This is a genomic window from Vibrio mytili (assembly GCF_000830505.1).
Taxonomy (GTDB): domain Bacteria; phylum Pseudomonadota; class Gammaproteobacteria; order Enterobacterales; family Vibrionaceae; genus Vibrio; species Vibrio mytili.
Genome location: NZ_JXOK01000044.1, coordinates 1 through 454, shown reverse-complemented (window position 1 = coordinate 454; position 454 = coordinate 1). Strand labels below are relative to the sequence as shown.

General features: G+C 43.0%; 1 protein-coding gene. It reads right to left on the bottom strand.

Annotated features, from left to right (window positions below; translation table 11 throughout):
- Nucleotides 1-21: 21 nt before the first annotated feature.
- Entirely contained in the window at nt 22-345 is a 324-nt protein-coding gene (locus SU60_RS11930) for a hypothetical protein (protein ID WP_041155698.1), read from the bottom strand.
- Nucleotides 346-454 lie beyond the last annotated feature (109 nt).

Sequence of the window (454 nt, the reverse complement as noted above, 5' to 3'; positions counted from 1 at the left end):
ACGCCAAAGTTTCATAGGTATTTACTTGAGTGTCAGGTTAACTACGGTTGAGTTCTGGATTAATACGTTGTTACCTGTGTTTTGAATCACGCTCGATAGTCCGGAACTGTCCGCAAATGCACCTGGCGATAGGATATTGTTTCCGCTCACCGTATTAGACGCGACATTATCTGACGAAATACCATTGATATCAGAGTTTGCATAAATCAAGTCGAGTTCCACGTTTTGTCCCCCTCTTGATTCACTCATGATATCCAAGCTAACTTCTTCGTCAGATAACACAATGTCATCAGCGAGTGCAGAAAAGGCAACGATCATACTCAAGGTACAGACTGCCAAACGCATCGCTTTCTCCAAAGAACCATTATTCGCCAGTAAATAGGTTCGCATTGGTTACAATAGATTGTTGCACAAGTGAGTTAGAGCCAGCGATTTGACCGACAGTCGTAATACC

Coding starts and splice junctions, on each gene's coding strand:
- SU60_RS11930 (WP_041155698.1), bottom strand. CDS start 345: ATGCGTTTGGCAGTCTGTACCTTGAGTATGATCGTTGCCTTTTCTGCA.